Below are 24,044 nucleotides of genomic sequence, written 5' to 3'. Positions count from 1 at the left end.
AAAAAAGTATTCCTTGTTTAAGGAAAAAAGATGAAAAAAGATAAATTACATAATATTAAATCGACTGGTTATAAAACACCAGATAATTATTTCGAAGTGGTCGAGGATAAAATATTTACACGTTTGTCCGAAAAAGAATCTGTAGGTGGTATTCAAGATGAGGGTTTTAGAGTTCCTGATGACTATTTTGATACAATTGAAGATAAGGTGTTTAGTAAGCTTAATGACAAATACACTCCTGTTGTACAATTACGTTCTAGAAAAACACTCTACTACATAGCTGGTCTTGCTGCGTCAATTATGTTATTACTAGCTATATTTATAAATAAAAATACAAGTGAAGATATTTCCGTAGAAATGGTTGAAACGTATCTTGAAAATAGAAACTTGGATAGTTATGAATTAGCAGAACTACTTTCTGACGCCAATTTACTGGAAGAAGATTTTACAATTATAACAACCCCTTACGAAGAAGAGAACCTTGAAGATTATCTTCTTGATAATGCAGATATAGAAACCTATTTAGAATAAGACAACATGAAAAAAATATTACCCATACTCATTTTATTTGTAAGCCTTTCTGCTTTTGCTCAAGGAGGCGCAAAAATGAAAGAACGCATCAAAGCACAAAAGATAGCATTCATCACTGAAAAACTAAGTCTTACTTCTGACGAAGCTCAACAGTTTTGGCCTATATACAATACATACGAAGCCAAAATAGAAAAAATTAAGTCAGACGACCTAGGAACCCTAAAAATGGAAATGCGTAAAGCTGGAGAGGGGATTTCAGATGAGAAAGCCAATGATATATTAGAAAAGTTAATGGAAGCTGAAAGTGATATGCATGAAGCAAAACTTCAATTGGTCAAGGACTTGAAGAAAGTCATTTCGGCCAAAAAAATTATAAAATTAAAAATTGCAGAAGACCAGTTTAATAAAAAACTATTGGAACGCCTCAGAGAAATGCGACAACGTCGCGCTAACAAAAATTGATAATTAGAGCAGCCTTTTGGCCGCTTTTTTATCATCTAAAAGTCAACTTACTTATGCGCCCTCTGCCAGCAGCGTAAGCCACAGAATCGTTTAAAAAACGTATGGTGTAAAATCCTTCATCGCTTAAGTGTTTCCAAGAATGTCCCGAGTCATTGCTGTAATCAATACCCTTAAAACCAATGGCAACCAATTCCTTTCCATTACCATTTGGGATATATTGTACACAACTTCTATAACCTGGTCCTTTTCCATCAGCGACGACTTTCCAGGTTTCACCGCCATCCTTTGTTCTTATTTTATTGGCTAAAGTATCATTTGGTTTTGTGTAATCGCCTCCAATAGCAAAACCGTTATTTTCATCATAAAAATCCACAGAATACATTCCCGTAGTCTCCTTGCCTTGTAAAATTGGTGTTTCGAAGACTTCCCAAGTTTTACCCTTGTCTGGTGAGAACATAATGCGGCTTGACTTCCCTCCTGTGGCTACCCAAGTTTTATCGCCCACAATGGAAATATTGGTATCACTGGCTGCAAAAGCGGCTTCTCCCTCTTTAGCTTCTGGCAAACCATCACAAGAAAGCTTTGTCCAAGTTTCTCCGCCATTTCGTGTAATGATAATACTCATACAATCATCCGTGGGATCGCCTATGGCAATACCTTCTTCATCGTTCCAAAAGTCCATCGAATCGTAAAATACTTTTTCATTATGTTCTTCATAGACTAATTTGGGCTCGTTGGACTTTCGATAGAGTTTATAAAGTTTAGCAGGATCAGTAATTGATATTACAAACAAGTCGCCTTTTATCGCTTTTATTGCCCTAAAATGAAGAGGTTTATCGACATGAGTAATGACGTTTTTAGAGTGAGCCTTTTCGCTACCTGCAGATACATCATTTAAGCTGATTTTAAATTGAGAAGTCAGTGCATATTTTCCGATATGATCAGCGCTACCATAAAAAATGAATTCATCATTGAAGTCCAAGGCTCGAACGCTTAACATAGAATCACTAAGTATTGGTTCAATAATAACTTTAGAAACATCAATTGGTCTTTGGTAATCGTCCTTACAAGACATAAATCCAAAAAAGAGAAAACATAGAAGAAAATACTTCATTACGATTATTTTTTCTAAAAATAGAAAAGCTTTATGATATAAAACCATAAAGCTCTTCAAATTAACAATAATCAATAATTAGATCTTAATCTCTTTTTGAAGTGCTCTTACATCGACTATTAATTGTTGCATAGATGCTCTATTAAGTCCATTGTAAATACCTCTAATATGACTCTTCTTATCGATAAGTAAGAAGTTTTCAGTATGTAAGAAATCATTAATATCTTTTGGCTTACCAAGATCGTTCTCAACAAAATAGTGGTTTCTGCCCAAATTATAAATTTCTGATTTATCACCTGTTACCAAGTGCCACTTACCGTCTAAAACCCCATTTTTTTCTGCATAATTCTTAAGTACAGGAACCGAGTCTTTCGTTGGTGTTACCGAATGGGATAAAAATAATACGTCTTGATCATTTATGAATTCTTCTTGTAGCTTAAACATATTGCCAGTCATTTGTGGACAAATGCCAGGGCAACTTGCAAAAAAGAAATCGGTTATATAAATTTTTTTTTCAAATGTTTGCTGTGTAATAGTGTCTCCCAATTGATTAATCAATGTAAAACTTCCTATTTTATGAAACCTTTCTTCCTCTTTGGTTCCAGGTGTTAACCAATTTGGAGTAAAGGATTCGTCGTTATAATATGGTAAATAATCAACCCTACTCGTTTCAACAGATTTAATGGTGTCTTCTTTTACTTCTCGCTTACAGCTAATGAAAACAAATACTAAAAAAACAGCTACATACTTCATAAAATCAATTGGTTTTAATTACAACCTCATCTTCAAGTTTATAACAAGAAGTTGCACGCTGCATACCGAAAATACGTCCATTTTTAGCCTCGTAATTCACATAAAGCTTACCATTCTCTAACCAAGCTTGTTGTATACCTTCCTCCTGTCCAAGATTTAGACTTCGTTTCTTAGCTAATTGGCCATTAGGAAACCAAGTTTTTTGCACACCATGCAACTTACCTTTTTCATAGTTGAATTCTGAAACAATTTTACCATTTCTAAAGTAATTTGTTTTTAATCCATGTAGTTTATTTTCTTTGTAAGCAGCCTCTTTCTTTATAGTACCATTAGAATAATACGCATAAGATATACCTTCTCTTTTACCATTTATAAAACCCGTTTTTTCGGCTAAGCTATCATTCTCATGATATGTAATCGCATATCCGTTAAAAGGTTGGTCTTTATAAAACCATTGTCCTTTTACCTGGTTCAATTTTAAATATGATTTTTCAACATTAATAGTTGGTATTCCTTTTGTTGTAACAATATTCTTATTATTAGTTGAGTCATTAGTACAGCTAACAACAAAAACAAATACACCTATTAAACATATATATTTAATTAATTGCATTCGGTATGCCTTGATAAGGTCCAGCAAAAACTAAATATCTTCCAAGTGAACCATAAACTTCATTAATAATGTGGTAGTGATACTCTTCTTCAGTTGTATGCTGTGTTACGCTTGCATGACCACCAGAAGCATCCAAGTCCGTAGGATATGTTCCAGTAGAATTACATTTTCTACCATAAATAAAGAATCCATCTGAAATAATGCCTACCAGGTTTTCGTCATCATTGGTAAATGCTAATGGTTCTAAATGATAATGATAATTGGATGGGCCAATATGTCCTCCTGTATAATCTAAGCTACCTGCAGCACCATCCAATGGCCCATTACCTTCTTGGTCATTATAAATAAAGGCACCACTTACCGCAATACCTATTGCACCTAATTGGGTAGCGCTGGTAGAACTGGCAGCCTCTGGATTTGACGATACTGTCAAGGATGCTTCAAAATCACGCCCAGAAGTATCAATTCTTGTTGGTGTCATGGTCGCCTCACTAGTAATGGTAGGTTCTACATACAACGGGTGTGCTGAACTATAATAAGGTGTTAAATGGTTTGGTACTCCAATGGTTTCAATAACAACATCTGATCCGTCTAAATAAATATCTGTATAATCTGTATCGAAATCTGCAAATGCTCCATGTAATTCCGTCGGCAATGACCCATCGTCATCTGTAGTCCCCATATCGTCCGAAGAAGAACTATCATCACTGCTTGAACATGCTATACTCATTACAAATAAGGACACTATTATTGCTAAAAGTCTTAAAAGGTTTTTCATATTATCTGATTGTAAAATTGTGAATTATATATTTAGATGCGCAGGAAAGAATAAACTTGCGCTTATTTAGTTTTTAAAATAGAAAAAGCTTCATGATTTCTCACAAAGCCTTTTCAACCAACCAATCATCAAAAATTTCTAGAAACAAAATTTTTGATTTTTAAAACTTTTAATTATCTCGTTTTCTACCTTTTGGTCTAGGTGCTTTTTTAAATTCTTCCTCGGTGATGAACCCATCTTCGTTTAAATCAATTTTATCAAAGCGATTTTTTAATCTTCCTTTTATTTCATCCTTAGAAAGTTTACCATCTTCATTAGCATCCATATCTTCCAAAAGCTGGGCAAACGTTGGTCGCTCTTTTCTACCCTTTTCACCTTTATTTTCTTGAGCATTTGCACCCAACATAAACACTAATGAAAATACACCCGCTATCAAACCTGTTTTAAAATATTTAATACTCATATCTTTTGTTTTAAATTATATGTATTTAGATGAATTTGGTCCTACTAACTTGTGGCTTGCATTGTTAAAAAAAGCATAAAAAAAGACCTCTGCAAAGAGGTCTTTAATAAAATTTAACTTTTCTCATGAGGAGTTGGTGGTGGCTCTGAGCCATTCCTCTCATCTCCTTTAGAACGTCTTTTACCTTTTTTATCCCTACGATGCAAAGCATCTTTAACGATTTTATCAAATTTTTCCTTTTGGGCATCATCACATAAATTACGGACATTTTTAAAATAAGAAAAGACTTCTTTATCCATGTCAATTTCTTTAATAGCTATGAGATTTGTTAAGGAATCAATGTAAGAATCACTTACCTCGTCATCGGATAGTTTATCGAAAAAAACATCTTTCAACTTTCTGACATCTCCTGACATTAAACGCATTCTCTCACGGTGCAATTCTTCAAAATTCTTAAAGCTATCTAACTGTTTACCTTTAAAACCAATCTTCTTTGCCATAAAGTTATTCCGTTCTTTCCGTCTATCTGGCTTTTCATCATTATGTCCCAAATAGTTGAACAAGAAAAATCCGTTCATTACTGCAAGAACAAGAATCAATATATATAATGGTAGATTTTTTTTCATAAGTCACTTAATATTAAAGTTTCGTTACTTGTGCTTAGTCCATTAGATTCCACAAAGTCACTAAGATTTTCATCATAATTGTTTTCCGTGATTTTTGTTAATGCTACTACATTCAAAACTACAACACATACTAACGCAGCGAATTGTAGTTTTGGCGTAAACCAAGTTAAAATCACATCACCCTTATCTTCAGCAGCATTTCTAATTTGCTGCATCACTTTTTCCTTAAAAAATGGAGATGCATTCACCGGGTTGATATGATCAACAGAAGATAGAGTTTGTTCTACTTTACTTTCTATTTTAGAATTCGTTTCCATAATCATTGTATTTAGATGCATAAGTTTCAAAAAACTTGTGCTAAAAGTCGTTTCTGTAATAGTGTTCTAATATTTTTTTTAAATTCTTTTTTGCCCTGAACATTACGGATTCTACAGATGACAAGCTTCGGTCAATAATATCTGCTATTTCTTGATAGGTCTTACCATCGACTTTATGTAATGTAAAGACCATAGCCTGACTTTCTGGTAAGCTATTAATGGCCTTAAATAAGGTAGCACTTAACTCTTTGTTCTCTAACAATACACCTGGATGATTTATTTCTGTAAAGTAATTGGTCTTATCAAACGGAATGGCATTACCTGTTATAGATTGCATGAAAGCAAACCGCTTTTTAGTATTCTTTTTCCTTATAAACTCTAAACACTTATTGGTTGTTATTCTATAAATCCATGTAGATAACTTAGATTCTCCCTTAAACTTTGAGATCGAGTTAAAAACCTCCATAAAAACGTCCTGAGCTATATCTTCGGCATCTTCCATGTTCGGTACAAAGGACATGCAAGTACCAAAGACTTTCTGCTGAAAGTCGTCCACAAGCTTATTATAGGCGACTGTACTTTTTGATTGTAATTCCTTTATAAATTCAGCCTCTGTCAAAAATCAAGGTTATAATGGTTATTAACTTTAGATTCATTTTTTTACTAAAACTTGTGCTTAATTTCTATTTTCTTCAAAAGATAAGACTTTATAGCTAAGTGTCGTACATCCCAACTTTTCCATTACCTTTGCATGCTTAATTTTTTAAAATGCGACTACACAGAAATTTATGTTTTGCGGTTATCGATGGATTACACAAAATCTTCAACGAAAATGAGTATGCAGATAAAGCCGTGCAACAATTACTAAAACGGGATAAACGCTGGGGAAGTCGTGACAGAGGTTTTGTTGCTGAAACTATTTACGAGATTGTAAGATACAAACGCTTGTATGCAGAAATTGCTAACGTAAAGGCACCTTTTGATAGAGATAATTTATGGCGAATATTTGCTGTTTGGGCTACATTGAAAGGTATTAAACTCCCAGATTGGAAGTATTTTGCCGATACACCTTCTCGAAAAATAAAAGGACGTTTTGACGAATTGTCCCAGATTAGAAAATATCGCGAATCCATACCTGATTGGATGGACAATCTTGGCACTACCGAGCTTGGAGAAGAGTTCTGGGCCCAAGAAATCACCAAACTAAATGAGCAAGCTGATGTAATTTTGCGCGTCAACACACTTAAGACTAACAAAAAGGATCTTCAACTTAAATTACAGTCCGAGGAAATTGAAACTGAGATATTACCCAATCATCCTTATGCTCTAAAATTAAAAGAACGCGCCAACGTATTTAAAACTGAAGCTTTTAAGAATGGATGGTTCGAAGTCCAAGATGCCTCGTCTCAATTGGTTGCAGACTTTTTGGATGTAGAACCAGGCATGAAAGTTGTAGATGTTTGTGCAGGTGCAGGTGGTAAAACACTACATTTGGCAGCATTAATGCAAAATAAGGGTCAAGTTATTGCCATGGATATTTACGAAAGTAAATTAAAGAAACTCAAGATTAGAGCACGTCGCAATGGTGTGCATAATATTGAAATGAAAGTTATTGATTCGACTAAACCTATTAAAAAGTTACATGGCAAGGCAGATCGCTTATTAATCGATGCGCCATGTTCTGGTTTAGGCGTTTTAAGACGAAATCCAGATGCCAAATGGAAATTAGAACCGGAGTTTATAGAAAACATAAAGAACATACAAATTGAAGTATTACAACAGTATTCAAAAATGGTAAAACCAGGCGGAAAAATGGTTTATGCAACCTGCTCAATTTTACCATCTGAAAACGAAAAACAAGTAGAAAAATTTTTAACTTCGGAAAGTGGTAAAGAATTCACTCTTGTAACAGACAAAAGCATATTTGCACATAAATCTGGTTTTGATGGATTTTATATGGCATTGCTAGAAAAGAAATAACCCAAATCGATAACATTGACTAATTATGAAACACATTTACATTTTCTCCTTTTTATTCTTAAGTGTTATAGGCTATGCACAACAGGCTTATTATACCAACGGGCAAAACAACGTTGATTTCACACTATCAGGCGAGGCCATGTATAGTGCCTTGCAAATTAAGATAAGTAATAACACTAACACCAATACCTACACTTACGGTGATATAAGGGACGATTTTAAAATTATGGATTTGGATCCTACAAATTCCAATAACGTTCTTTTACTCTATGGTAGCGTTGATAATTTGAGTTGCACCTCTGGTCAAACGGACAGACGAATTAGAGACAAAGATGATTTTGGAGGTGGAAATTGTGAGTACAATAGAGAGCATATTTTTGCTAGATCTAATGCCAATCCAGGAATGGGCTCAGCAAGTAATTCTTTCACAGGTATAGTAGCAGACCCACATAATCTTAGACCAACTGACGTACAAAGAAACGGCAACAGAGGAAGTAAAAAGTTTGCGGATGGCTCGGGAAGTTCTGGAGATGTAGGAAGTGGTAATTGGTATCCTGGTGATGAATGGAAAGGTGATGTTGCTCGTGCAATGATGTATATGTATGTAAGATACGGTGACAGATGTTTACCGAGTCTTAATGGTTCTGGTCCAACTGAGCCATTTACAGATATGCTTCAAATATACCTGCAATGGAATGCTGAAGATCCAGTCTCTGATGTCGAAAATAATCGAAATAATCATTTAGAGGGTGTTTATGGCAATCGTAATCCTTTTGTTGATAATCCCTACTTGGCCACAGTTATTTGGGGAGGCACCGAAGCTGAAGATATTTGGGGAATATTATCTGTTGAAGATGAAGAACAAGACAGTTTGTTTAGCTTATCTCCGAATCCTGCTTCAGATATAGTGAATATCGAACTATCTAATAACACCGAAACCCGAATTGAGATCTATGATGTTCTGGGCAAGCGTGTATTTATAAGAAAAATCAATGAGTCCATGAGCTTAAACATAAGTAGCCTTAAAAGTGGTTTATATATAGTTAAGTTTATTCAGGAGGATAGAACGGTGACTAAGAAACTCATCAAATCATAATTTGGAAAGCGGCTATTTAAGCTGCTTTTTTTTGTTTAAAACTTGTTGAAGACTTCAATATTCTCAATTTAAATTTTAATAAGAATATCGTAAAATCAATTAACTTTGTGTTTTTATTTTTCACACCAAACACAAGACTTAAATGATTCATTTCTTTGGAAACCAAAACAGCAAAGTATTTGCTGTTCAAGCAACAAAAGAATTATCAACTGATACTATTTCTAAATTGACATGGCTATTTGGCAACCAACCTAAAATAGAACAAGCATCAATCGATGCTTTTTTTGTTGGACCAAGAGCCGCAATGATTACGCCTTGGAGTACTAATGCTGTTGAGATTACTCAAAATATGGGAATTAGCGGTATTATAAGAATTGAAGAGTTTATGTCGAGTTCTCAAGATTTTAAGGATTATGATCCTATGATTTCTGAAAAATTTAAAAGTCTGGATCAGGACATATTTACAATTGATATTGAACCTGAATCAATTCAAAATATAGAGGATATTTCTACCTATAATCGGCAAGAAGGTTTGGCACTTAGCGATGAGGAAGTTGACTATTTAGTGAGTGTATCCAGAAAAATAGAAAGACCATTAACAGACTCCGAAGTATTTGGTTTTTCGCAGGTAAATTCAGAGCATTGTCGTCATAAAATATTCAATGGTACCTTTGTTATAGATGGCGAGGAAATGCCGACGTCACTTTTCAAACTTATAAAAGAAACCTCTAAGCAAAACCCTAACGATATCGTTTCTGCCTACAAAGACAATGTCGCTTTTATCAAAGGACCCGTAGTCGAACAATTTGCTCCACAACGTGCAGACATTCCAGATTATTACAAAATAAAAGACTTTGAGTCGGTCATTTCCTTAAAAGCAGAAACCCATAATTTCCCAACAACTGTAGAACCTTTTAATGGTGCCGCAACGGGTTCTGGTGGAGAAATAAGAGACAGACTTGCTGGTGGTAAAGGTTCTATTCCTCTCGCAGGAACAGCCGTTTATATGACCTCTTATCCTAGATTGGAAGAAGAACGTCCGTGGGAAAAGGCTTTTCCAGAACGCAAATGGTTGTACCAAACACCAATGGACATTTTAATAAAAGCATCAAATGGTGCTTCTGATTTTGGAAACAAGTTTGGTCAACCGTTAATCTGTGGTTCTGTTTTAACTTTTGAACATCAAGAAAAAAATAACAAGATCGGTTATGACAAAGTAATCATGCAAGCTGGTGGTATTGGCTACGGAAAAGCAGATCAAGCCATCAAAGATATTCCACAGTCAGGAGATAAAATTGTCATATTAGGTGGTGATAACTATCGGATTGGAATGGGAGGAGCAGCAGTTTCCTCAGCAGATACTGGAGAATTCTCAAGCGGCATTGAATTAAATGCGGTCCAACGTTCTAATCCCGAAATGCAAAAGCGCGCTGCAAATGCTATTCGCGGCATGGTAGAAAGCAATGAAAACCCAATCGTTTCCATTCACGATCATGGTGCCGGTGGACACTTAAATTGCTTATCAGAATTGGTCGAGGATACCGGTGGTCATATCGATTTAGATAAGTTGCCAATTGGTGACCCAACACTTTCGGCAAAAGAGATTATAGGTAATGAATCCCAAGAACGTATGGGATTAGTCATCTCAGAAGATCATCTTGACACTTTACATAAAATAGCAGAGAGAGAACGCTCACCAATCTATGATGTTGGCGACGTAACTGATGAGCATCGTTTTACATTTGAATCTAAAACTAAAGGTGATAAACCCATGGATTTAGCTTTGGAAGATATGTTTGGAAGTTCTCCAAAAACGATAATGAATGATGTTTCGATTGAAAAACAGTATTCTGGTATTTCTTATGATACAGATCAATTTTACGCTTATTTAGACCAAGTTTTACAGCTAGAAGCTGTTGCTTGTAAAGACTGGCTAACAAATAAAGTAGACCGTTGTGTAGGAGGAAAAGTTGCTAAGCAACAATGTGCTGGCCCTTTACAACTACCTTTAAATAATGTTGGTGTCATGGCTTTGGACTTTAAAGGTAAACAAGGGATTGCAACGTCTATCGGTCACTCGCCTATCTCAGGATTAATTAATCCTGTTGCTGGAAGTCGTAATTCAATCACTGAAGCCTTGACCAATATCATTTGGGCTCCACTAAAAAATGGTTTAAAAAGCGTTTCGCTTTCTGCCAATTGGATGTGGCCATGTAAGAATGAAGGTGAAGACGCCAGATTATATAAAGCGGTAGAAGCAATTTCTGAATTCGCTATTGAATTAGGCATCAATGTGCCTACTGGTAAGGATTCATTATCCATGAAACAGAAGTATCCTGATGGTGATGTGATTTCACCAGGAACTGTAATTATTTCTGCTGCTGCCAATTGTAATGATATTACAAAGGTAATTGAGCCCGTTCTTAAGCGAAATAAGGGTTCCATTTACTATATCAACCTCTCACAAGATTCTTATGAACTCGGTGGAAGTTCATTTGCTCAAATCAATAATAAAATCGGCAATACTACGCCATCAGTAAAAAGTTCCGAATATATAAAGACTGTATTTGATACCATTCAAGATTTAATTAAAACTGATCAAATTATTGCTGGTCATGATGTGGCTTCTGGTGGACTCATTACTACGCTACTCGAAATGTGTTTTGCTGATAATAATTTAGGTGCAGAATTGGATATCACATCGATTAATGAAAAGGATTCGTTTAAAGTTTTATTTGCGGAGAATGCGGGAATTGTTTTACAGTCTAAAAATGACTCCATAGAGGCTAAATTGAGCGATTCAAATATTGAATTCCATAAACTTGGTAAAGTCACTGAAAGTGATACGCTGAGCGTAATTAATCATAATCAAGTTTATACCATGACCGTTTCACGCTTAAGAGATGTATGGTACAAGACCTCTCTTCTACTCGACCGAAAGCAAACCGCAAACGGTTTAGCAGATGCACGTTTTGAAAATTATAAAAACCAGCCATTAGAGTACAAATTTCCAAAACATTTCACTGGTGAATTACCAAAAGTTAATTCTACTAGACCTAAAGCAGCTATACTAAGAGAAAAAGGCAGTAACTCAGAACGCGAAATGGCTAATGCTATGTATTTAGCTGGTTTTGATGTTAAGGATGTACACATGACCGACTTAATTTCTGGTAGAGAAACTCTAGAAGATATTCAATTTTTAGGTGCTGTTGGTGGCTTTAGTAACTCAGATGTTTTAGGCTCTGCCAAAGGTTGGGCAGGTGCTATAAAATATAATGAGAAAGCGAATAAAGTGATCAATGATTTCTTTAAAAGAGAAGATACACTTTCTGTAGGCATCTGTAATGGTTGCCAATTATGGATGGAATTAGACCTTATCAATGCTGATCATGATGAACACGGTAGAATGACTTATAACGACTCTCAGAAACACGAGAGCGCTTTTACTTCTGTAAAAATTGAAGAAAATAATTCTGTAATGTTATCGAGTTTAGCTGGCAGTACTTTGGGTGTTTGGATTTCTCATGGTGAGGGGAAATTCAGCTTACCATATACCGAAGATAAATACCACATCTGCGCAAAATATAGTTATGAAAGTTATCCTCATAATCCTAACGGCTCAGATTTTAATACAGCTATATTGTGTGACAAAACTGGTCGCCACTTGGTAACAATGCCGCATATAGAGCGTTCTACCTTTCAATGGAATTGGGCCAACTATCCAGAAAGAAGAAAAGACGAAGCATCTCCTTGGTTAGAGGCCTTTGTCAACGCCAGGTTATGGATTGAAAATAGATAATCAAATAATAGGAGTCATTTCCGCAAAAAGTATTATTACAATATATAAGGTTAATTTTATTATTTTCGTAAATTGACTAACTACTCTTTTGCCGCTTTTTTATGAATGACATTAAACGCCTTTTCGACTTTCCATATTATCAATTGGAACACAAACCAAATGATTCTGCCTTAGTTACTAAGTATGATGGAAAGTGGACACCAATGTCTACTAAAGAATATATTGATAAAGCAAATGCCGTGAGTAGGGCATTATTGCGATTGGGTGTTCAAAAAAACGATAAAATTGCCTTAATTTCTACTACAAACAGGACGGAGTGGAATATTATGGACATAGGCATATTGCAAACTGGTGCTCAAAATGTTCCTATTTATCCAACAATTTCATCTGATGACTATGAATACGTTTTAAATCATAGTGAATCTGTTTATTGCTTCGTTTCTGATGAAGAGGTTCTGGAAAAACTTCTTAAAATTAAAGATAAAACAAAACTAAAGGATGTTTATTCCTTTAATCATATTGAAGGTTGCAAACACTATTCAGAATTATTTGAATTAGGAAAAGAGGAGAGTAACCAACCTGAAGTTGAGGCTAGAAAAGACGCTGTTGAACCAGACGATTTAGCCACAATAATTTATACCTCTGGAACAACAGGAAAACCGAAAGGTGTTATGCTTTCACATTGGAACATTACTAGTAATGTCCTGGACAGTTCTTCTCGAGTACCACTACCTCCATCTGGGGAAACACGCATTCTAAGTTTTCTACCAATCTGCCATATTTTTGAGCGTGTCTTAATTTATGTTTATCAATATGCAGGAACCTCGATCTATTTTGCTGAAGCACTAGACAAAATTGGCGATAACGCTAAAGAGATTAATCCTAATCTAATGAGTGTCGTTCCACGTCTCTTAGAGAAAGTATTTGATAAGATAATGCTTAAAGGTGAAGAACTTACCGGCATAAAAAAGGCGTTATTTTTCTGGGCTGTAGGACTAGGTGAACGCTGGGAGCCGTATGGCAAAAACGGTTCTTGGTACGAATTTCAACTGAAGATAGCCAACAAGCTTATTTTTAGTAAATGGCGTGAAGCTCTTGGTGGGAAATTAGGCACTATGGTATCCGGGAGTGCTGCCCTACAACCAAGATTAGCTAGAATTTTTGGTGCCGCTCAGATGAAAGTTATGGAAGGTTATGGACTAACAGAAACATCCCCTGTAGTATCTGTAGGCATGTATGATGATACTCATTATAAAATAGGAACAGTAGGAAAACCTATAGATAATGTTGAAGTAAAAATTGCCGATGATGGGGAAATACTAATAAAAGGCCCTAATGTAATGATGGGCTATTATAAAGATGATGAAAAAACAGCCAGTGTAATGACCGGAGACTATTTCCATACTGGTGACAAAGGTGTAATTGATGAAGATGGCTTCTTGAAGATCACAGGGCGTAAAAAGGAAATGTTTAAAACTTCGGGCGGAAAATATATTATTCCAACCTTACTTGAAAATGATCTTAAACAATCCTTATTTATAGAACAAGTTATGGTAGTTGGTGAAGGTGAAAAAATGCCAGGTGCCATTATTCAACCTAACTTTGATTTTGTAAGGGATTGGATAGAACACAAAGGGCATTCCATAGGTACGAGCGAAAAAGAAATTTCTTCATCTGAGATTGTGATTAAACGTATACAAAAAGAAGTTACCAAGTACAATCAAAACTTCGGCAAATGGGAACAAATCAAAAAGTTTGAACTTACTCCAGAAGCCTGGACAATCGATGCTGGGCACCTTACGCCTACCATGAAGATGAAACGTAGTGTCATTAGGGCAAAATATAATGATCTTTATGAGAAAATCTATAGATCCTAAAATTCCGTTCATTCTAAGACATATTTTAAAGCGTAATTACTTCCTAATTTAGTCTTGTTATATTATACTATATAGCTTGATAAACCTCATCCATATTCAGCTAAATTCAACCTCAATGAAAAAGGTTAGAAGTAATTGACTGTAGGTATTTACCTATTGAATTTCAAGGCTTTAAGAAAAATATAATATATTTAGACATACTAACTAATAATATATTATTATGAAAACAAAAACTTTTGTCGTAGCTGGTCTCGTTGGAGGCATAGTAGATTGGCTTTTAGGATGGTTATTTTATGGAATTCTGTTCGTAGATACGTTTCCTCAACCGCAAGAAGGAACAAATGCAATGCTATTTATAACACTCGGTTGTTTGGCATTTGGTTTCTTCATCTCCTACATCTTTAACAAATGGGCTCAGATTACAACATTGGCAACAGGCGCTAAAGCAGGTGCAATAATTGGTCTATTTATGGGATTGATTACAATATTCTTTGGAATGGCCAATCAAGCTGAAGTGGACTATCAAAGATTTGGATTAGAACTAGTTATTTCAATCGTCATGGCTGCAGTTGTCGGTGCCGTTGTTGGGCTGATAAATGGAAAAGTAAAATAATTCTAAACATATTAATTATTAGAAGCGTTTCTGCACTAGAGCGCTTTTTTTAAATAAATTTATTATGCACGCATAGTATTTTTTATTATCTTTGGAATCCAACAAAATCTTATGAAAGACAAAACTATAGATTATGTGCTGAGAACCACATGGTTAGCAGTGAACAAAATGTACAACGAAGAGGCTGCCAAATTTGGAACAACTATGGCAACTGGCTTTGCTTTGCTTAGTATTGATCCAGAAAATGGGACACCATCTACCTCTCTTGGTCCAAAAATGGGTATGGAAGCAACAAGTCTTTCTCGTACACTAAAAGCGATGGAAGAAAAGGGATTAATTGAGCGCAAACCCAATCCAGATGACGGTCGTGGTGTCTTAATCCATCTTACTGATTTTGGAAAGGAAAAACGTGCGTATTCCAAAGAACGTGTCATTATATTTAATGAAGCTATTAAATCAAAAATCCCTTTGGAAAAATTGGAACATTTCTACGAAGTAGCAGAAGTAATCAATAATATGATTTCGAATAAAAAGATTTACAATCAAAAAGAACACATTTTAAAATAATGAGTAAACGCAGAATTAAAAAAATCGCCATTATTGGCTCAGGTATTATGGGTAGCGGTATCGCTTGCCATTTTGCAAATATCGGTGTAGACGTCTTATTGTTAGACATCGTTCCTAGAGACCTTAATGATAAAGAGAAAGCAAAGGGCTTGACTTTAGAAGATAAAATAGTTAGAAACCGTTTGGTCAACGACGCTTTAACTGCTTCTATAAAATCAAAGCCAGCACCTTTGTATCATTCCTCATTCAAAAACCGCATAACTACGGGAAATCTTGAAGATGATATCGCCAAAGTAAAAGATGTAGATTGGATCATGGAAGTGGTTGTTGAACGCCTAGATATTAAACAACAAGTGTTTGAGAAATTAGAAAAACACAGAACTCCTGGAACCTTAATTACATCAAATACCTCAGGTATTCCTATAAAATTCATGAGCGAAGGGCGAAGCGATGATTTTCAGAAACATTTCTGCGGAACTCACTTTTTCAATCCTGCACGTTACCTAAAATTATTTGAAATTATCCCTGGTCCTAAAACAGATGCTTCAGTTTTAGAATTTCTAAACGGCTATGGTGAACAATTTCTAGGCAAAACTTCAGTAATTGCCAAAGACACGCCTGCCTTTATAGGAAACAGAATCGGAATCTTTAGTATTATGAGTCTTTTTCATGCTGTTAAAGATTTAGGATTAACTATTGAAGAAGTGGATAAGTTATCTGGTCCTGTCATAGGTCGTCCAAAATCAGCAACGTTCCGAACTGTTGATGTAGTTGGATTGGATACCTTGGTTCATGTAGCTAATGGAATTAGAGAAAACTGCCCTAACGACGAACGACATGAGTTATTCCAATTACCAGATTTCATTAATACCATGATGGAAAATAAATGGTTAGGTAGTAAAACAGGTCAGGGTTTCTATAAAAAACATCTATCCAAAGATGGTAAAAAAGAAATCTTATCTCTAGACTTAAATACATTAGACTATAGAGAAAAACAACGTGCCAAGTTCGCCACTTTAGAGCTAACAAAAACTATCGATAAGGTAGCAGATCGTTTCAAGGTATTGGTCAAAGGAAAAGACAAAGCTAGTGAATTCTATAGAAAAAGTTTTGCTGCATTATTTGCATATGTCTCTAATCGTATTCCAGAAATTTCAGATGATCTCTACAAAATTGATGATGCCATGAAAGCTGGTTTTGGATGGGAACATGGTCCGTTCCAAATTTGGGATGCCATTGGCGTCGAAAAGGGAATCGAAATAATGAAAGCTGAAGGTTTAGAACCTAATAATTGGGTAAATGAAATGTTGGCTTCTGGAAGCGCGTCTTTCTACACAGTTAATGATGGTGCAACTTACGCTTATGATATTCCAAAAAAAGCACAAGCAAAAATTCCTGGACAAGATAGTTTCATTATACTAGATAATATTAGAAAATCAAATGAGGTCTTTAAGAATTCAGGCGTTGTTGTTGAAGATTTAGGAGATGGTATCCTAAATGTAGAATTTCAATCCAAGATGAATACCATCGGAGGAGACGTTCTTGCCGGATTAAATAAGGCCATAGATATTGCTGAAAAGGATTTCGCTGGATTAGTTGTTGGAAATCAAGCTGCAAACTTCTCAGTTGGAGCAAACATAGGTATGATTTTCATGATGGCTGCCGAACAAGAATATGATGAGCTTAATATGGCTATCAAATATTTCCAAGATAGTATGATGCGTATGCGTTACTCTTCTATTCCTACGGTTGCTGCTCCTCATGGTATGGCACTTGGTGGCGGCTGTGAGTTATCTATGCATGCAGATAAAGTTGTTGCAGCCGCAGAAACTTATATCGGACTTGTGGAGTTTGGTGTTGGAGTGATTCCTGGAGGTGGAGGCTCTAAGGAAATGGCTTTAAGAGCACAGGACACCTTTAGAAAAGGTGATGTTGAATTGAATGTGCTTCAAGAATATTTCCTAACTATTGGTATGGCCAAAGTAGCAACTTCTGCTTATGAAGCTTACGATTTAGGTATTCTGCAAAAAGGAAAGGATATTGTTGTTGTTAACAAGGATAGACAGATAGCTACTGCAAAGGCACATGCTAAACTTATGGCTGATGCTGGATATACTCAACCTGTAAAACGTAAAGATGTAAAAGTACTTGGTAAGCAGGCCTTAGGTATGTTTTTAGTAGGAACGGATGCCATGGAAGCAAGCCACTATATCAGTGAACACGATCATAAAATAGCTAATAAATTGGCTTATGTAATGGCTGGTGGTGATTTATCAGAACCAACTTTGGTAAGTGAACAATATTTATTAGACCTAGAACGTGAAGCATTCCTATCCCTTTGTACTGAGCGTAAAACTTTGGAAAGAATTCAGCACATGTTAAAAACTGGAAAACCTTTAAGAAACTAGAGTCATTAATATATGAGCCAATCTAAAACAGATAGACTTCAAAGTATAGGGACAGTTTTTGCCATTGTAATTAGTGTTATAGCAATGTTTACCTCTATTTACGAAGCTAACATTATGAAATCACAGCAAAAAGCTATGGTTTGGCCATATATTAATACTAGTCAAAATTACAATGGTCAAGGTTTTAATATTTCAGTATACAATAATGGTACTGGACCAGCTATTATCAAATCCGTTGAAATAACCTATAAAGGGATTCCTCTAAAGGATTTAAATTCCCTGCTAGACTCTTTAAAACCAGACCGCACTTTTGGTTATGATGTTATCAGGTCCAATAATATTAATAAATATGTATTCAAATCTGGGGAAGAAAAAATACTCTTTGGTTTTGAATGGACTGATGAGACAAGGCAAGCCTTAGAAAATGCAAAGTATTTAGACATCAAAATCGCTTATGAGTCCGTTCTTGGTGATTACTGGGTATACGATTCAAAAACAGATTCAAATGAGCAAAAAAAATTTAACGCTAAAATAGAATACGATAACTGATTAGCACTAACTATAAATCCCATGACTAGTTTTGGGTAATTAAAAATTATGAAACAAGCATATATAGTAAAAGCATATAGAACAGCAGTTGGTAAGGCACCAAAAGGCGTGTTCAGATTTAAAAGAGCTGATGAACTTGGTGCTGAGACCATTCAGCATATGATGAAAGAGCTACCAAATCTTGATGTCTCTAGAATTGATGATGTCATAGTAGGTAATGCCATGCCCGAAGGTTCTCAAGGATTAAACATGGCAAGATTTATTTCTTTAATTGGGCTCAACAGTGTTGATGTACCTGGCGTAACCGTAAACCGTTTTTGTTCTTCTGGAATTGAAACAATAGGAATCGCTACAGCGAAAATTCAGGCTGGAATGGCAGATTGCATCATTGCTGGTGGTTCCGAAAGTATGAGTTCAGTGCCGATGACTGGTTTTAAACCAGAATTAAATTACGATACCGTAAAAGCTGGACATGAAGAATATTATTGGGGAATGGGAAATACGGCAGAGGCTGTTGCCAACCAGTTTAATGTATCTAGAGAAGATCAAGATGAGTTCGCTTACAACTCACATATGAAAGCCTTAAAAGCACAAGCAGAAAATCGTTTTCAAGATCAAATTGTACCAATTACAGTAGATCAAACCTATATTGATGAAAATGGTAAAAAAGCAACAAAATCATACACCGTATCCAAGGATGAAGGTCCTCGTGCAGGAACAAGTAAAGAGGCTTTAGCAAAATTAAGAGCAGTATTTGCTGCTGGCGGAAGTGTTACTGCTGGTAACTCATCTCAAATGAGTGATGGTGCGGCATTTGTTATGGTAATGAGTGAAGATATGGTGAAAGAATTAAATATTGAACCTATTGCACGATTAGTCAACTATGCTGCGGCTGGTGTTGAGCCACGTATTATGGGAATTGGTCCAGTGAAGGCAATTCCAAAAGCATTGAAACAAGCAGGTTTAAAGCAAGACGACTTAGGTCTAATAGAATTAAATGAAGCTTTTGCTTCTCAATCTTTAGCAGTAATTCGTGAACTGGACTTAAACCCTGATATCATCAATGTAAATGGTGGTGCTATTGCACTTGGTCATCCTTTAGGCTGCACTGGAGCTAAATTATCTGTACAGTTATTTGATGAAATGCGCAAACGTGAAATGAAAGGTAAGTATGGTGCAGTAACCATGTGCGTAGGTACTGGACAAGGTGCGTGTGGCATATTTGAATTTCTCAATTAGAATCAAGAACCAAGAGTAGAAGATTCAAGACTATAAAGGCTATGCATAATTTCAAGAAATTAAAAATTTGGAATGAAAGTATGAATTTAGTTTCAGAATCGTATAAACTCACTAGAGGTTTTCCAAAGTTTGAAACCTATGGATTAATGAATCAAATGAATAGATGTGCTGTTTCTATTCCTTCGAATATTTCTGAAGGTTCTAGTAAAAGTTCAAACAAACACTTTGCAACGTATTTAGAGAACAGTTTGGGCTCTGCTTTTGAATGGGAAACACAACTCAATGTAGCTTTTAATGAAAACTATATTAACGAAGAAAAATTTAAAGAATTAGAACAAAAAATAAAACAAATACAAAAAATGATTTCAAGTTTTAAATCTGGACTAAAACCGTCTTGATTCCTGATTCTTGAATCTATAAATCTTAAAAGAAAATGGAAACAATTGAAAAGGACATCTTAAGAGGAGGTCAATTCCTTGTAAAAGAAACAAAATGTGAAGATGTTTTTACTCCCGAAGATTTTTCAGAGGAGCAGCAAATGATGAAAGAAGCGGTGATGGAATTTAATGACCGTGAAATTATAGCACATAAAGACAGATTTGAGGCAAAAGATTATGCTTTAACTGAAGAAGTCATGCGCAAAGCTGGTGAGCTAGGCTTCTTAGGTGTAGCTGTCCCTGAAGCTTATGGAGGCTTAGGAATGGGATTTGTGTCTACATGCTTAACATGTGATTACATTTCATCTGGAACTGGGTCTTTTAGTACGGCATTTGGTGCACATACTGGTATTGGTACCATGCCTATAACACTATATGGTACAGAAGAACAAAAACAAAAATATGTACCAAAATTAGCAACTGGCGAATGGTTTGGTGCTTATTGTTTAACTGAGCCCGGAGCAGGATCTGATGCAAATTCTGGTAAAACGACTGCTGAGCTTTCTGCTGATGGTAAATCTTATAAAATCAATGGGCAAAAAATGTGGATTTCAAACGCCGGATTCTGTAGTTTGATGATTGTTTTTGCACGTATCGAAGATGATAAAAATATTACTGGATTCATTGTAGAATATGATCCTGCAAATCCTAATGGCGTGACACTAGGCGAAGAAGAACATAAATTAGGTATTAGAGCCAGTTCTACGCGCCAAGTATTCTTTAACGATACTGTTGTTCCTGTAGAGAATATGTTAGCTGGTCGTGGCGAAGGGTTTAAAATCGCTATGAATGCACTTAATGTTGGCCGTATTAAATTAGCTGCCGCTTGTTTAGATTCTCAAAGAAGAATCCTCACTACTGCTGTAAATTATGCTAACGAGCGTAAACAATTCAAAACTCCTATTGCAGATTTTGGCGCCATTAAAATGAAGTTAGCCAAAATGGCATCTGATGCTTATGCTGGTGAATCAGCAACATATCGTGCTGCTAAAAATATTGAAGACCGTATTGCAATAAGAGAAGCTTCGGGTAATACGCATCAAGAAGCAGAACTTAAAGGTGTTGAGGAATATGCAATTGAATGTTCAATCTTAAAAGTAGCGGTTTCGGAAGATGTACAAAATTGTGCTGATGAAGGTATCCAAATCTTTGGAGGTATGGGATTCTCCGAAGAAACACCAATGGAAGCGGCTTGGAGAGATGCTCGTATTGCTCGTATCTACGAGGGTACAAACGAGATTAACAGAATGTTATCTGTTGGCATGTTAGTTAAAAAAGCAATGAAAGGTCATGTCGATCTTTTAGCGCCTGCAATGAAAGTTCAAGAAGAATTAATGGGAATTCCATCTTTTGAGACTCCTGATTACTCTGAATTGTTCTCTGAGGAAAAAGCTATGATTGCAAAACTTAAGAAAGTATTCTTAATGGTTGCAGGAGCTGCTGTCCAAAAGTTCGGGCAAGATTTGGAAGAGCACCAACAATTATTAGTTGCTGCTGCAGATATTCTTATCGAGATTTACATGGCTGAATCGACTATTTTAAGAACTGAAAAGAATGCAAAACGTTTTGGTGAAGATGCACAGAAAGTTCAGATAGCAATGTCCAAATTGTATCTATACAATGCAGTAAATGTTGTAGAAGATAAAGGTAAAGAGAGTATTATCTCTTTTGCTGAAGGCGATGAGCAACGTATGATGCTTATGGGCTTAAAGCGCTTTACGAAATATCAAAATTATCCAGATATCGTTGACTTAAGAAACGAGATTGCTGAAAAAGTAAAGGCAGAAAATAAGTACTGCTTTTAGGTTAAGTTTAAGTTAGAAATGTAAAAGGCCAATTCATTTATTTGACATTGGCTTTTTTATTTTAAATACCTAAAAAGGTCCCTAGAACAGAATGTCTTGGGACCTTTTCACTAACTAACTAAAAATATGAAGATTAAAAAAATTACATGTATGCAATCTTCTTTTGTGATTCAATTCTCTGTCTTTTTATGGGTTTTGTGGAGACAGATCTAATCATATCATATAGACAATAGTACAAAATAAACGACAAAAAGCATAATTTATTCGATGAAATGCATAAATTAATTAAAAAATATTCTTTTTTCCTACAAAACTACACTTACCCAACTAAGATTTCACCACTTCAAGCAGATAATCATTATATTTAATAAATTAATCTTGCTATTCTAATGAAGTACTATTTTATATTCTTGTGCTCCCTCCTACTTACGAATGTTTTTTGTCAATCTAATACAGAAGTTTTCTTATTTGATCTAGAAAGTACCTCTTCTAAAATAGAGGTTAAAAACGGAAAAAACATTTCAAATAATGAAGGTTATGATAACCAACCTTCATTTTTAAATGAAGATTATGTACTATTTGCTTCATCAAGAAATGACCAAACAGATATTGCTAAATATCACATCAATTATAAATCGAGAATATTTATCAATTCAACACAAGGAGGCGAATATTCACCTTTAAAAATTCCTAATAAATATGCTGTATCAGCCGTAAGACTGGATAAAGACGGTAAACAAAGGTTATACAGTTATAACTTAAGTAATGGTGAATCTACTGAGCTTATTCAAGATTTAGTAGTCGCTTATTATACATGGCATAATGAAAATACCATTGTCTCTGCAGTAATTGAAGAGGAACAGCTAAATCTCTATGTTACGAATCTATTGGATGACGCTAGCAAAAAACATGCGACTAAGGTTGGACGCTCATTTCATAAAATCCCTAACTCAGATCTAGTTAGTTTTATTTCAAAGGAAAACGATAATCAATGGCAAATAAAATCTTTCGACCCTTCGACTGGGAAGATTAGGCTCATTGCAAATACCATAAAAAATGTAGAAGATATTTGTTGGTTAGATAACAAAACTATTCTCTGTGGAAATGACTCCAAATTGTATAAGCTAACACTCAAGAGAGATAATAGCTGGAAGACGGTTGCTGATTTGTCCTCTTACGGCATCACTAAGATTACACGTTTAGCTGTTAATGCTGAAGCAAATAAGCTTTTAATAGCTGGTGATATTAGCACTAGCGCTCCAAACGACACTCAAGATTCTGATGATAACGCTAGCAATAATTCTGAAACAGAAACTACAGATACTGAGGTTTCGTTGACCGAGACCCAAGCTGGAGCGATTGTTCAAAAACACATTGATCCTTTTAACACTAGAAGATTGGATGAATTTGCAAATGCTTTTGATGATGATGTGGTGGTTAATAGATTTCCGAAAGACTATATGTATTCGGGAAGAAACACCCTAAAGGAAAACTACAAACAGTTTTTTAAAAACAATAAGAAATCTAATGTTAAAGTATTAAACCGTATGGTTCATAAAAATACGGTTATCGATGAAGAATTAGTTACCGTCAACAACAGAACCGTAAGACAAGCCACAGTCTACGAAGTCGATGATAAAGGCATCAAGTCCATGACTTTTGTTAGAAACAAGGAAACAACCTCTAATCCTGAAGCCATAGTAAACACCCAATTAGAGCGCTACAACGAAAGAGACATTGAAGGTTTTACAAAAACCTATTCTAACGATATCAAGTTATACACATTTCCGGAGAACCCAACTACTACAGGCCAAGCTGCGCTAAAAAAATCCTATGCTACATTTTTTGAGCGCGTCCCAGACCTCAACGCCGAAGTCATGAACAGGATTGTATTAGGAAATAAAGTTATTGATAAGGAAAAAGTTATTATAAATGGTCAAATTTTTTATGCCATTGCTATTTACGAAGTTAATGATGGATTAATTTCTAGAGTTACTTTTATTCAATAAAACTGTCT

22 protein-coding genes are annotated in these 24,044 nt (G+C 35.3%); 14 read left to right on the top strand and 8 right to left on the bottom strand.

Annotation, left to right across the window (positions count from 1 at the left end; all coding sequences use genetic code 11):
* The first annotated feature begins 30 nt into the window (after positions 1-30).
* Together H7F21_RS12195 and H7F21_RS12190 are read left to right on the top strand one after the other, a co-directional pair.
* Positions 31-531, top strand: coding sequence for a hypothetical protein (locus H7F21_RS12195; protein WP_185789568.1), 501 nt, complete (start codon positions 31-33; stop codon positions 529-531).
* A 6-nt stretch (positions 532-537) separates the two neighbouring features.
* The gene (locus tag H7F21_RS12190) at positions 538-993 is read left to right on the top strand and encodes a sensor of ECF-type sigma factor (protein ID WP_185789567.1); all 456 of its coding nucleotides are present in this window, start codon (positions 538-540) and stop codon (positions 991-993) included.
* A gap of 31 nt (positions 994-1,024) precedes the next feature.
* Here H7F21_RS12190 and H7F21_RS12185 read toward each other — a convergent pair whose 3' ends face one another.
* The 8 genes from H7F21_RS12185 to H7F21_RS12150 form a co-directional block, all read right to left on the bottom strand.
* Positions 1,025-2,107, bottom strand: coding sequence for a WD40/YVTN/BNR-like repeat-containing protein (locus tag H7F21_RS12185; RefSeq protein WP_185789566.1), 1,083 nt, complete (start codon positions 2,105-2,107; stop codon positions 1,025-1,027).
* A 78-nt stretch (positions 2,108-2,185) separates the two neighbouring features.
* Positions 2,186-2,860 (bottom strand): SCO family protein, encoded by a 675-nt coding sequence (locus H7F21_RS12180; RefSeq protein ID WP_185789565.1) that lies wholly within the window; start codon positions 2,858-2,860, stop codon positions 2,186-2,188.
* Between the two features lie 4 nt (positions 2,861-2,864).
* On the bottom strand, positions 2,865-3,473 hold the full coding sequence (locus tag H7F21_RS12175; protein WP_185789564.1) for a toxin-antitoxin system YwqK family antitoxin: 609 nt from the start codon (positions 3,471-3,473) through the stop codon (positions 2,865-2,867).
* The gene (locus tag H7F21_RS12170; RefSeq protein ID WP_185789563.1) at positions 3,460-4,251 is read right to left on the bottom strand and encodes a YHYH protein; all 792 of its coding nucleotides are present in this window, start codon (positions 4,249-4,251) and stop codon (positions 3,460-3,462) included. Before H7F21_RS12170 ends, H7F21_RS12175 begins: the two co-directional genes overlap by 14 nt.
* Positions 4,252-4,420: 169 nt before the next feature.
* Positions 4,421-4,714, bottom strand: coding sequence for an EF-hand domain-containing protein (locus H7F21_RS12165; RefSeq protein WP_185789562.1), 294 nt, complete (start codon positions 4,712-4,714; stop codon positions 4,421-4,423).
* 113 nt (positions 4,715-4,827) lie between these two features.
* Positions 4,828-5,340, bottom strand: coding sequence for a hypothetical protein (locus H7F21_RS12160; protein WP_185789561.1), 513 nt, complete (start codon positions 5,338-5,340; stop codon positions 4,828-4,830).
* Entirely contained in the window at positions 5,337-5,657 is a 321-nt protein-coding gene (locus H7F21_RS12155; protein ID WP_185789560.1) for a hypothetical protein, read from the bottom strand. Before H7F21_RS12155 ends, H7F21_RS12160 begins: the two co-directional genes overlap by 4 nt.
* A 40-nt stretch (positions 5,658-5,697) precedes the next feature.
* Positions 5,698-6,276, bottom strand: coding sequence for an RNA polymerase sigma factor (locus H7F21_RS12150; RefSeq protein WP_185789559.1), 579 nt, complete (start codon positions 6,274-6,276; stop codon positions 5,698-5,700).
* A 149-nt stretch (positions 6,277-6,425) separates the two neighbouring features.
* On the opposite strand from H7F21_RS12150, the gene H7F21_RS12145 reads away from it, so the two are divergent.
* From H7F21_RS12145 to H7F21_RS12090, 12 genes are all read left to right on the top strand, one after another.
* A complete protein-coding gene (locus H7F21_RS12145; protein ID WP_185789558.1) occupies positions 6,426-7,637 on the top strand; it encodes an RsmB/NOP family class I SAM-dependent RNA methyltransferase in 1,212 nt (403 codons plus the stop codon).
* Positions 7,638-7,662: 25 nt separating this feature from the next.
* Complete coding sequence (locus H7F21_RS12140) at positions 7,663-8,733, top strand: endonuclease (RefSeq protein WP_185789557.1); 1,071 nt, start codon at positions 7,663-7,665, stop codon at positions 8,731-8,733.
* Between the two features lie 142 nt (positions 8,734-8,875).
* Complete coding sequence (gene purL / locus H7F21_RS12135) at positions 8,876-12,532, top strand: phosphoribosylformylglycinamidine synthase (RefSeq protein WP_185789556.1); 3,657 nt, start codon at positions 8,876-8,878, stop codon at positions 12,530-12,532.
* 101 nt (positions 12,533-12,633) lie between these two features.
* The gene (locus H7F21_RS12130; protein ID WP_185789555.1) at positions 12,634-14,409 is read left to right on the top strand and encodes an AMP-dependent synthetase/ligase; all 1,776 of its coding nucleotides are present in this window, start codon (positions 12,634-12,636) and stop codon (positions 14,407-14,409) included.
* 220 nt (positions 14,410-14,629) lie between these two features.
* Entirely contained in the window at positions 14,630-15,022 is a 393-nt protein-coding gene (locus H7F21_RS12125; protein WP_185789554.1) for a hypothetical protein, read from the top strand.
* Positions 15,023-15,133: 111 nt separating this feature from the next.
* Positions 15,134-15,589: a MarR family winged helix-turn-helix transcriptional regulator gene (locus tag H7F21_RS12120; RefSeq protein ID WP_185789553.1), complete on the top strand. Its 456-nt coding sequence runs from the start codon at positions 15,134-15,136 to the stop codon at positions 15,587-15,589.
* On the top strand, positions 15,589-17,997 hold the full coding sequence (locus H7F21_RS12115) for a 3-hydroxyacyl-CoA dehydrogenase/enoyl-CoA hydratase family protein (RefSeq protein ID WP_185789552.1): 2,409 nt from the start codon (positions 15,589-15,591) through the stop codon (positions 17,995-17,997). Before H7F21_RS12120 ends, H7F21_RS12115 begins: the two co-directional genes overlap by 1 nt.
* Before the next feature lie 12 nt (positions 17,998-18,009).
* Positions 18,010-18,546, top strand: coding sequence for a hypothetical protein (locus tag H7F21_RS12110; protein WP_185789551.1), 537 nt, complete (start codon positions 18,010-18,012; stop codon positions 18,544-18,546).
* A 48-nt stretch (positions 18,547-18,594) separates the two neighbouring features.
* Complete coding sequence (locus H7F21_RS12105) at positions 18,595-19,785, top strand: acetyl-CoA C-acyltransferase (protein ID WP_185789550.1); 1,191 nt, start codon at positions 18,595-18,597, stop codon at positions 19,783-19,785.
* A 41-nt stretch (positions 19,786-19,826) separates the two neighbouring features.
* Positions 19,827-20,183, top strand: a complete 357-nt coding sequence (locus tag H7F21_RS12100) for a four helix bundle protein (protein ID WP_185789549.1) — start codon at positions 19,827-19,829, stop codon at positions 20,181-20,183.
* 35 nt (positions 20,184-20,218) lie between these two features.
* The gene (locus H7F21_RS12095; RefSeq protein WP_185789548.1) at positions 20,219-22,027 is read left to right on the top strand and encodes an acyl-CoA dehydrogenase family protein; all 1,809 of its coding nucleotides are present in this window, start codon (positions 20,219-20,221) and stop codon (positions 22,025-22,027) included.
* A 389-nt stretch (positions 22,028-22,416) separates the two neighbouring features.
* On the top strand, positions 22,417-24,036 hold the full coding sequence (locus tag H7F21_RS12090; protein ID WP_185789547.1) for a nuclear transport factor 2 family protein: 1,620 nt from the start codon (positions 22,417-22,419) through the stop codon (positions 24,034-24,036).
* Positions 24,037-24,044 lie beyond the last annotated feature (8 nt).

Source organism: Winogradskyella flava (assembly GCF_014243395.1).
Lineage (GTDB): Bacteria > Bacteroidota > Bacteroidia > Flavobacteriales > Flavobacteriaceae > Winogradskyella > Winogradskyella flava.
The sequence above is the reverse complement of the archived record's forward strand: the minus strand, read 5'-3'. Positions and strand labels throughout refer to the sequence as shown.

Coding starts and splice junctions, on each gene's coding strand:
- H7F21_RS12195 (WP_185789568.1), top strand. CDS start 31: ATGAAAAAAGATAAATTACATAATATTAAATCGACTGGTTATAAAACA.
- H7F21_RS12190 (WP_185789567.1), top strand. CDS start 538: ATGAAAAAAATATTACCCATACTCATTTTATTTGTAAGCCTTTCTGCT.
- H7F21_RS12185 (WP_185789566.1), bottom strand. CDS start 2,107: ATGAAGTATTTTCTTCTATGTTTTCTCTTTTTTGGATTTATGTCTTGT.
- H7F21_RS12180 (WP_185789565.1), bottom strand. CDS start 2,860: ATGAAGTATGTAGCTGTTTTTTTAGTATTTGTTTTCATTAGCTGTAAG.
- H7F21_RS12175 (WP_185789564.1), bottom strand. CDS start 3,473: ATGCAATTAATTAAATATATATGTTTAATAGGTGTATTTGTTTTTGTT.
- H7F21_RS12170 (WP_185789563.1), bottom strand. CDS start 4,251: ATGAAAAACCTTTTAAGACTTTTAGCAATAATAGTGTCCTTATTTGTA.
- H7F21_RS12165 (WP_185789562.1), bottom strand. CDS start 4,714: ATGAGTATTAAATATTTTAAAACAGGTTTGATAGCGGGTGTATTTTCA.
- H7F21_RS12160 (WP_185789561.1), bottom strand. CDS start 5,340: ATGAAAAAAAATCTACCATTATATATATTGATTCTTGTTCTTGCAGTA.
- H7F21_RS12155 (WP_185789560.1), bottom strand. CDS start 5,657: ATGGAAACGAATTCTAAAATAGAAAGTAAAGTAGAACAAACTCTATCT.
- H7F21_RS12145 (WP_185789558.1), top strand. CDS start 6,426: ATGCGACTACACAGAAATTTATGTTTTGCGGTTATCGATGGATTACAC.
- H7F21_RS12140 (WP_185789557.1), top strand. CDS start 7,663: ATGAAACACATTTACATTTTCTCCTTTTTATTCTTAAGTGTTATAGGC.
- purL (WP_185789556.1), top strand. CDS start 8,876: ATGATTCATTTCTTTGGAAACCAAAACAGCAAAGTATTTGCTGTTCAA.
- H7F21_RS12130 (WP_185789555.1), top strand. CDS start 12,634: ATGAATGACATTAAACGCCTTTTCGACTTTCCATATTATCAATTGGAA.
- H7F21_RS12125 (WP_185789554.1), top strand. CDS start 14,630: ATGAAAACAAAAACTTTTGTCGTAGCTGGTCTCGTTGGAGGCATAGTA.
- H7F21_RS12120 (WP_185789553.1), top strand. CDS start 15,134: ATGAAAGACAAAACTATAGATTATGTGCTGAGAACCACATGGTTAGCA.
- H7F21_RS12115 (WP_185789552.1), top strand. CDS start 15,589: ATGAGTAAACGCAGAATTAAAAAAATCGCCATTATTGGCTCAGGTATT.
- H7F21_RS12110 (WP_185789551.1), top strand. CDS start 18,010: ATGAGCCAATCTAAAACAGATAGACTTCAAAGTATAGGGACAGTTTTT.
- H7F21_RS12105 (WP_185789550.1), top strand. CDS start 18,595: ATGAAACAAGCATATATAGTAAAAGCATATAGAACAGCAGTTGGTAAG.
- H7F21_RS12100 (WP_185789549.1), top strand. CDS start 19,827: ATGCATAATTTCAAGAAATTAAAAATTTGGAATGAAAGTATGAATTTA.
- H7F21_RS12095 (WP_185789548.1), top strand. CDS start 20,219: ATGGAAACAATTGAAAAGGACATCTTAAGAGGAGGTCAATTCCTTGTA.
- H7F21_RS12090 (WP_185789547.1), top strand. CDS start 22,417: ATGAAGTACTATTTTATATTCTTGTGCTCCCTCCTACTTACGAATGTT.